Raw genomic sequence first — 7,691 nt, 5'->3', positions numbered from 1 at the left:
CGGCAGGAAGTACTCGAGTCAGCCTGCCCGGCGTCCTGCGGCACGTTACGGGCGGCCAACCCGATCACGAACACCGCTACCCCAATACAAGTCGGAAGTACGGGTCGCGCACGCCGGAGCCGCCGGAAGTGCCGCGCACACCGCCGTCGCAGGCGACCAGGGTGAGCGCGAGCAAGGCGGAGACGACCGGGGTGACGACCGGAACGACCGGGACAAGGCGCACGGATCTGGACATGTCAGTGATCCTATGGGGGCGGGCCGCCGTGGGCGGATTCCGGCGATCGAATACGGCCGTGACACCATCGCCTCGTGCTCGACATCGGCTACGCCCTCTCCAACCGGTTCCCGGACCCACCGCAGACCGACTACCGCCGCGCGGACGTCCACGCGCTGCGGCACGACCTGTTCTGCGGGGACGTGTACCTCGCGGACACCAAGGCGGACCGGGAACTGTCCACAGCCTGGGGATGGGTGCCGGTGCTCGACTTCGCGTGGGCGCTGTGCGACATCGTGGAGCGGCTGGACCGGGACCCCGCGGGCTCCCGCGCCTCCCGGCCCCAGCGGGCGGAGCTGGACTTCACGGAGTCCACCGACCGCATGCTCTTCGAGCGCCGCTTCGGCTGGGTGGACATCGAGTCCGACTGGATGCCGGCCGAGGAACCGCCGCTCTCCTTCTCCCACGCCGAGCTGCGCCGCGAGGCCCGGGACTTCCTGCACGACCTGCTCGCCGACCTGACCGACCTGCACGAGGACCTGGCGGAGAACCCGGCCATCTGGACCTTGCAGGCCCGCTTTCCCCGGCTGGCGTAGGGCGCCGGAGCCGCGAGGCCCCCGTCAGCCCTCCACTCGGATCCCCAGCTCCAGCGCCAGCACCGGTGCCAGATCCACCAGCTGGGCGGGGCTGATCACCGCGCCGGCCAGCCGGCCCACCCCTCTGGTGATCTCCAGGGTCGTGGCCCCGCACAGGTCCACGTCCTTCAGCGTCGCTCCGCCGAAGTCCGCCCCCGTCAGCACGCAGTCCACGAACTCGACCCGCGTCACGTTCGCCTCCCCGAAGTCCGGTTCGACGAGGACGCAGCCCTCGAAGACCACGTCGGTGAGCTTCGCCATGCGGAGGTTGAGGTAGTCGATCTTGCCGCCGCGGATCAGGACCCGCTCCAGGACGGCGCCGTGCAGCTGGGTGCCGCCCAGGCGGGCGTCGCGCAGCTCGACGTCCCGCAGCGTCGCGTCGGCGAGGTCCGTGCCCACGCCTCTTGTCCCGGCCAGGACGCTGTCGAGGAAGCGTGCGTGCGGCAGCCGCGTCTCGTCGAGCACGCAGTCCGTCAGCGCGCAGTCCAGGAAGCGCGCGCCCGCGCCGTCCTGTCCGGCCAGGTCCGCCGCCCGGAACTCCAGCCCGTCGTAGTCCCCGTCCGGCTCCAACTCCCCTCCGTCGTACGGCTCCAGCTCAGGCAGTCGCACCTCCGGGCGCCGCGCGCCCGCCGTCTTCGCCCTGCCGGTCCCGCCCGTCGCTCTCCTCGCCATGCGCCCATGCTGCACCGCGCCACTGACAATCGCCCTGACCTGCGCGAACCCCGGCGATGTCACATTCCGCACCCCTGAGTCGGTCCTAGCGGCAGCAGGCAACGCGAGCAGAGGGCGAACCCGAGCAGAGGAGACACCCACTCATGCACCGCATCACCGTCATCGGCGGTGGCCTCGCCGGGCTGACCGCGGCGGTCACCGCCGCCGAGGCGGGCGCCAAGGTCACCATCCACGAGGCCCACCACACCCTGGGCGGCCGGGCCCGCACCGCCGAGGTGCCGTACCGGACGAACGAGGACCCGCACGCCCTCTACAACGGTGGCCCGCGCTGGGCGCTTCAGACGCGGGGCACGGTCGGCAAGGTGGTGCTGGAGCCATGACCGGGCGCCCCGGCGACCGGGGATGCGACTTCTGTTGATTCGTGGTCTTCTGACCAAATGAGTGTCACCCCAACGGGTGAGGCCTCCGCGAAGAACGACGGATCCGACGCCCGCCGGTGGTGGGGTCTGGTGATCATCGCGCTGGCCCAGCTGATGGTGGTGCTGGACGCCACGATCGTGAACATCGCGCTCCCCTCCGCCCAGCGCGCCCTGGACATGTCGGACGGCAACCGTCAGTGGGTCATCACCGCCTACACGCTGGCCTTCGGCGGTCTGCTCCTGCTGGGCGGCCGGATCGCCGACCTGGTGGGGCGCAAACGCACCTTCGTCCTCGGTCTGATCGGCTTCGCGGCCGCCTCCGCGCTGGGCGGCGCGGCCGTCTCCTCGGGCATGCTCTTCGGCGCACGCGCGCTCCAGGGCGCCTTCGCCGCCCTCCTGGCACCGTCGGCGCTGAGCCTGGTGACGACCACGTTCACCGACCCCAGGGAGCGCGGCAAGGCCTTCGGCATCTACGGCGCCCTGGCCGGCAGCGGGTCGGCGATCGGGCTGATCGTCGGCGGGCTGCTCACCGAGTACCTGAGCTGGCGCTGGTGCCTGTACGTCAACGTGCCCGTCGCGGTCGTCGCCGTCCTCGGCGCCTTCGCCCTGCTGCACGACCACCCCGGGCACCCGGGCGTCCGCCTGGACGTGCCCGGAGCCGTACTGGGCTGCGGCGGACTGGTCGCGATCGTCTACGGCTTCAGCGAGGCCCGGCCGCGCGGCTGGTCCGATCCGCTGGTGCTCGCGCTGCTCGCGACGGGCGTGCTGCTGCTCGCGGTGTTCGTGTGGTGGCAGACCCGGGCCCCGGTGCCGCTGCTCCCGCTGCACATCGTCCGCGACCGCAACCGCGGCGGCTGCTTCCTGACCATGGCGCTCGCGGTCATCGGCGTGTTCGGCCTGTTCCTGTTCATGACCTACTACCTCCAGGTGATCCTCGGCTACTCGCCGGTGCGGGCGGGCCTGGCCTTCCTGCCGCTGACCGCCGCGATCATCGTCGGCTCCACCCAGATATCGGCGCGGCTGCTGCCCCGCGTCGCCCCGCGCACGCTCATGGTCCCGGGCATGGTCCTCGCGGCGAGCGGCATGCTCGTCCTGACCCGGTTGACGGTCACCTCGTCGTACACCTCCGAGATCCTGCCCGCCCTGCTCCTGATGGGCCTCGGCATGGGCCTGACCTTCATGCCGGTGTTCGCCACGGCCACCGCCGGAGTCGCCCCACGGGACTCCGGCGTCACCTCGGCGACCGTCAACACCTCGCAGCAGGTCGGCGGTTCGATCGGTACGGCCCTGCTCAACACCATCGCCACCACCAGCAGCGCCGCCTACATCACCGCGCACCTGCACGGCCTCGCGCGCCGGGCGACCGTGGTCCCCGAGGGCGTCGTCCACGGGTACACGGTCGCCATCTGGTGGGCGTCCGGGATCATGCTGCTGGCAGGCGTGGTGGCGGGGGTGCTGGTGACGGCGAAACCCCCCGGGCGCGGGGCACGGGCGCACGCGCCGGTGCCCGAGTCAGTCGGCTGACTTGGCCAGCTCGGCGAGCGCGTCGTCCGTCAGCCGGTACACCGTCCACCCCTCCTGCGGGCGGGCGCCGAGGGACTCGTAGAAGCCGACCGCGGGCCGGTTCCAGTCCAGGACCGACCACTCCAGCCGCTCGTAGCCGCGCTCCGCGCAGATGCGGGCCAGCTCGGTGAGCAGCGCCCGGCCGTGGCCGCGACCCCGGGCGGCGGGGCGGACGTACAGGTCCACCATGTAGATGCCCTGTACGCCGCGCCAGGTCGAGAAGCTCAGGAACCAGGCGGCGAAGCCGACGGTCTCGCCGGTCTCGTCGTCGGTGGCCAGGTGGACGTGGGCGGCCGGACGCTCTCCGAACAGCGCCTCGTGCAGCTGTTCGTCGGTGGCTCTCGCCTCGTTGGGGGCCTTCTCGTACTCGGCCAGTTCCCGGATCAGGGCCTGGATGTCGGGTATGTCGGCGGGAGCAGCGGTGCGAATCATGGTCAGTGCCTTCCCGCCACCCGGTCGGCCAGTCGTGCCAGCCGCGACGACTCGGCGCTCGGGTGCAACCGTTCACGCTGGTCGGCGGTGCGGTAGGTGGCGTACATGCCCTGGACACCGAGCCAGCGGAAGGGTTCCGGCTCCCACTTGCGGACCTTGTGCCCGACCCAGGGCAGCTCGGTCAGGTCGGTCTTGCCCGCCTGTCCGGAGTCGAGCTGCACCAGGTCGCACAGGGTGCGGCCGGCGAGGTTGGTGGTGGCGACGCCCGAGCCGACGTAGCCGCCGGCCCAGCCGAGGCCCGTCGAGCGGTCCAGGGTGACGGTCGCGCACCAGTCGCGGGGGACGCCGAGCACACCGGACCAGGCGTGCTCCACGCGCACCCCGGCCAGGGCCGGGAAGAAGCGGACCAGGATCTCGCGCAGCGCCTCGATCGTGGCCTGCTGCGTGCGGCCGTCGTTGTCCGTGCGCGAGCCGAAGCGGTACGGCACCCCGCGCCCGCCCAGGGCGATGCGGCCGTCGGCGGTGCGCTGGGCGTACATGTAGGCGTGCGCCATGTCGCCCAGGGTCTCCCGGCCGTCCCAGCCGACCCGCTCCCACTGCTCGGCGGTGAGCGGCTCGGTGGCGATCATCGAGGAGTTCATGGGCAGCCAGGTGCGCCGCTGGCCCTTCAGGGACGCGGTGAAGCCCTCGGTGCAGCGCAGGATGTACGGGGCGCGGACCGTGCCGTACGGGGTCACGGCCCGCGTCGGGCGGATCTCCGTCACCGGCGTGGACTCGTGGATGGTCACTCCCAGTGCCTCCACGGCCGCCGCGAGGCCCTTGACCAGCTTCACCGGGTGCAGCCGGGCGCCGTGCGGGGTCCAGGTCGAGCCGACCGCGTCGGCGACCCGGATCCGCTCGCGGGTGGCGCGGGCACCGTACAGCTCGCGGTCCTTCTCGCCGTACGACAGCTCGTGCTCGTGGAAGGCCTTCAGCCGGGCCAACTGTGCGGGGGTGGTCGCCACTTCGAGCACCCCGCCCTTGTGCAGGTCGGCGTCGATGCCCTCGGCCCCGGCCACGGCGATGACCTCGTCCACGGTCTCGTTCATCGCCTTCTGCAGGCGTACGGCGGCCTCGCGGCCGTGCAGTTTCGCGTACCGGTCGCGGCCCGCGATGCCGTTGTAGAGCCAGCCGCCGTTGCGTCCGGAGGCGCCGTAGCCGCAGAACTTCTGCTCCAGGACGGTGACGCGGAGGAAGGGGGCGGCCTTCTTCAGGTAGTACGCGGTCCACAGTCCCGTGTAGCCGCCGCCGACGATCACGACGTCGGCGGAGGCGTCACCGGAGAGGGGCTCCCGGGCGTCGGGGAGTCCGTCCTGCGCGTACCAGAAGGAGATGCCGCCGTTGACGACACTGCTTGCCGAGCTGCTCATGGCCGGACGTTAACCCCTGAGGGCGGCCAGTGTCTCCTTCGGATTCCATGCTTTTCCGCGACCTCTGACCAGCGGATAACAGGCGAGACCGATCAGGGCGGCCACGAAATGCCCGAGATCGGTGAAGGTGGGTCCGGCGGTCAGCGGCAGCCCGAAGGGGACGAGGACGAGCGCCAGATAGAGGTACCGCCAGGGCGCCGCGATCCGGTAGGTGAGCGCCGCGGCCACCCCGGCCAGCGCGTAACTGACGCCGATGTCGAGGGTGTTGACCGCGGAGCGCGGGGCCATGCCGTCGTGGATCGCCTTCAGCAGCGCGAGCTCGCTGATGAGCGTGGCCAGCACGTGCGCGGCCGCGCACACGAGCAGCCAGCGGACGGTACCGAGCCAGCGTTCGGCCGGGGCGTGGAACACGGAGAACAGGACGGCGTACGGAATCCAGTAGCCGCTGTCGATCCACATCGCGCTGGTGATCAGCACCCGCGTCGGGTTCCGCGACAGCTCGTGGATGTTGGTCGACCGCTGCCGCAGGAACTGCTCCTCGAACACCGGTGACATGTGGTGCAGGGCCACGGTCGTGACGAACAGGATCAGCAGCCAGACGTACGTGCCCGGGGCGGCACGCACATAGGCCGCGGCCGCCCCGAGCCCACGCCGCATCCGGATGACCCCGTTCACACTCGTCAGTATTGTCGGGAAGATGATCGAGGTGCCCGCCTAGCCGGCCGCTTCTCAGCGGAAATTCGACGGGGAGGCGGGGCGCGCGTTCGTCGCCGGCCTGCCGCGACGGGCGGAGGAGTTCCTGCGCCGCCGGCGGCTGCGACCGGACGGGCCCGCCATGCACGGGGTGTGCGCGCTGGTCCTTCCGGTGGTATCCGCCGAGGGAACGCCGGCCGCGGACTGGCTCGCCATCGACCCCAAACCCCTCGTCGGCGACCCCGGCTTCGAACTGTTGCCCGCCCCCGCCAACCGCTACGACCCCGCCGACACCCGGTGGCGCTTCGACGCGCTGAGCGACGCCCTGGGCCTGGACCGGGAGCGGGCGCGGGCGTGGACGCTCGGCCGCGTGCTGCAACCCTGCCTGTGGGAGATCGAGGACGGGCGGCAGCCGGAGACCGTCCCACTGGAGATCGGGCGGCTGCTGCGCGGCTGACACGCCGCCAGTCGGCCTATACGCCTGGTTTGGCAGTAAATCAGGCCTAGCGTACAGGATATGACGAAATGCCATATCGCGTATCTGGCGTGCACCGCGGCGCTCGTCGGCGCGGGTCTCGGCGCCACTCCGGCCGCCGCCGCCCACCACCATCTCCTCCTGGTCCGCCCCGGCGAGTCGATCCAGAAGGCGGTCGACGCCGCCCAGCCCGGGGACACCGTGCTGATCGCCCCCGGCACCTACTACGAGAGCGTGAAGATCACCACGCCCCAGCTGACCCTGCGCGGTACCGGCCTGGGCATGACGGTCATCAAGCCGGACCCGAAGGTGGTCCCGAAGCCCACCGCCACCACGAGCTCGAACGCGGACACCACCCAGGACACCGCCACCTGTGCCGAGGGCGGCAACGGCATCTGCGTGGTGGGCACCAAGACCCGCGACATCGAGGGCGTCACCGTCTCCGACCTCACCGTGACCGGCTTCTCCCGCACCGGGGTCTTCGGCATGGCCACCGACGGGATGACCGTCCGCCGGGTGTACGCCGTGAAGAACGGGGTGTGGGGCATCGCCCAGGAGCGGTCCGTCCGCGGCGTGTTCAAGTACAACTACGCCCGCGACAACGGCGACGCCGGCCTGTTCCTCGCCAACACCGTCAAGGCCGAGCAGGGCGCCACCGACACCTTGGGCACGCTGGTCCAGCGCAACCGGCTGGAGGGCAACCGGATCGGTCTGACCGTCCGCCGCCTGCGCAACCTCACCGTCGCGGACAACTACGTCACCGGCAACTGTGCGGGCGTGTTCGTCGTCGGTGACGAGAACAAGCCCAAGGCCGGCGACATGCTCGTGACCGACAACCGCGTCGCCGCGAACAACAAGTCCTGCCCGAAGACCGAACGGCTGCCCGAGCTGCAGGGCTCCGGCATCGTCCTGACCGGCGCCGAGAAGACCACGGTCACCGGGAACGTGATCACGGACCACGCGGGCAAGTCCCCGCTGTCCGGCGGCATCGTCCTGTTCAAGAGCTTCGTGGGCGTCACCAGCGAGCAGAACCGGATCGAGTCGAACACGCTGGACAACAACTCCCCGGCGGACCTCGTCAACACGGACACCGGCCGGAACAACACCTTCACGGGCAACCGCTGCCGGGCCTCCAAGCCGTCGGGCATGTGCTGACCGATCGCGTCCCACGCCCACACC

At 71.2% G+C, this 7,691-nt stretch carries 8 protein-coding genes and 2 pseudogenes; 5 read left to right on the top strand and 5 right to left on the bottom strand.

What is annotated here, in order from left to right; all coding sequences use genetic code 11:
* Positions 1-76 precede the first annotated feature (76 nt).
* On the bottom strand, positions 77-235 hold the full coding sequence (locus ACWGKT_RS38055) for a hypothetical protein (protein WP_453277246.1): 159 nt from the start codon (positions 233-235) through the stop codon (positions 77-79).
* Between the two features lie 74 nt (positions 236-309).
* Between ACWGKT_RS38055 and ACWGKT_RS38050 the strand changes: the two genes are divergently transcribed.
* Positions 310-810: a hypothetical protein gene (locus ACWGKT_RS38050; RefSeq protein WP_235453630.1), complete on the top strand. Its 501-nt coding sequence runs from the start codon at positions 310-312 to the stop codon at positions 808-810.
* Between the two features lie 24 nt (positions 811-834).
* On the opposite strand, the gene ACWGKT_RS38045 is transcribed toward ACWGKT_RS38050, so the two are convergent.
* Entirely contained in the window at positions 835-1,521 is a 687-nt protein-coding gene (locus tag ACWGKT_RS38045; RefSeq protein WP_453277245.1) for a pentapeptide repeat-containing protein, read from the bottom strand.
* 143 nt (positions 1,522-1,664) lie between these two features.
* Between ACWGKT_RS38045 and ACWGKT_RS38040 the strand changes: the two are divergent.
* A pseudogene (locus ACWGKT_RS38040) lies at positions 1,665-1,898 on the top strand (FAD-dependent oxidoreductase); the annotation flags it as partial.
* A gap of 60 nt (positions 1,899-1,958) precedes the next feature.
* Complete coding sequence (locus tag ACWGKT_RS38035; protein WP_453277244.1) at positions 1,959-3,464, top strand: MFS transporter; 1,506 nt, start codon at positions 1,959-1,961, stop codon at positions 3,462-3,464.
* Here ACWGKT_RS38035 and ACWGKT_RS38030 read toward each other — a convergent pair.
* Genes ACWGKT_RS38030 through ACWGKT_RS38020 form a run of 3 tightly spaced genes read right to left on the bottom strand, consistent with a single transcriptional unit; the run spans position 3,453 to position 6,001 of the window.
* Complete coding sequence (locus ACWGKT_RS38030; RefSeq protein WP_453277243.1) at positions 3,453-3,935, bottom strand: N-acetyltransferase family protein; 483 nt, start codon at positions 3,933-3,935, stop codon at positions 3,453-3,455. The genes ACWGKT_RS38035 and ACWGKT_RS38030 overlap by 12 nt on opposite strands.
* 2 nt (positions 3,936-3,937) lie before the next feature.
* Entirely contained in the window at positions 3,938-5,344 is a 1,407-nt protein-coding gene (locus tag ACWGKT_RS38025) for an NAD(P)/FAD-dependent oxidoreductase (protein ID WP_453277242.1), read from the bottom strand.
* A gap of 9 nt (positions 5,345-5,353) precedes the next feature.
* A complete protein-coding gene (locus tag ACWGKT_RS38020; protein WP_453277247.1) occupies positions 5,354-6,001 on the bottom strand; it encodes a rhomboid-like protein in 648 nt (215 codons plus the stop codon).
* A 208-nt stretch (positions 6,002-6,209) separates the two neighbouring features.
* On the opposite strand from ACWGKT_RS38020, the pseudogene ACWGKT_RS38015 reads away from it, so the two are divergent.
* Together ACWGKT_RS38015 and ACWGKT_RS38010 are read left to right on the top strand one after the other, a co-directional pair.
* Positions 6,210-6,494, top strand: a pseudogene (locus ACWGKT_RS38015) (aminoglycoside phosphotransferase family protein); the annotation flags it as partial.
* 60 nt (positions 6,495-6,554) lie between these two features.
* Positions 6,555-7,667: a right-handed parallel beta-helix repeat-containing protein gene (locus tag ACWGKT_RS38010; protein WP_453277241.1), complete on the top strand. Its 1,113-nt coding sequence runs from the start codon at positions 6,555-6,557 to the stop codon at positions 7,665-7,667.
* Positions 7,668-7,691 lie beyond the last annotated feature (24 nt).

This window comes from Streptomyces sp. NPDC054794, assembly GCF_053611585.1.
This window is presented reverse-complemented; position numbering and strand designations above follow the sequence as displayed.

Excerpts from the sequence above, each read along its gene's own strand:
- ACWGKT_RS38055 (WP_453277246.1), bottom strand. The coding sequence starts at position 235 with ATGTCCAGATCCGTGCGCCTTGTCCCGGTCGTTCCGGTCGTCACCCCG.
- ACWGKT_RS38035 (WP_453277244.1), top strand. The coding sequence starts at position 1,959 with ATGAGTGTCACCCCAACGGGTGAGGCCTCCGCGAAGAACGACGGATCC.
- ACWGKT_RS38020 (WP_453277247.1), bottom strand. The coding sequence starts at position 6,001 with ATGCGGCGTGGGCTCGGGGCGGCCGCGGCCTATGTGCGTGCCGCCCCG.
- ACWGKT_RS38010 (WP_453277241.1), top strand. The coding sequence starts at position 6,555 with ATGACGAAATGCCATATCGCGTATCTGGCGTGCACCGCGGCGCTCGTC.
- ACWGKT_RS38030 (WP_453277243.1), bottom strand. The coding sequence starts at position 3,935 with ATGATTCGCACCGCTGCTCCCGCCGACATACCCGACATCCAGGCCCTG.
- ACWGKT_RS38025 (WP_453277242.1), bottom strand. The coding sequence starts at position 5,344 with ATGAGCAGCTCGGCAAGCAGTGTCGTCAACGGCGGCATCTCCTTCTGG.
- ACWGKT_RS38045 (WP_453277245.1), bottom strand. The coding sequence starts at position 1,521 with ATGGCGAGGAGAGCGACGGGCGGGACCGGCAGGGCGAAGACGGCGGGC.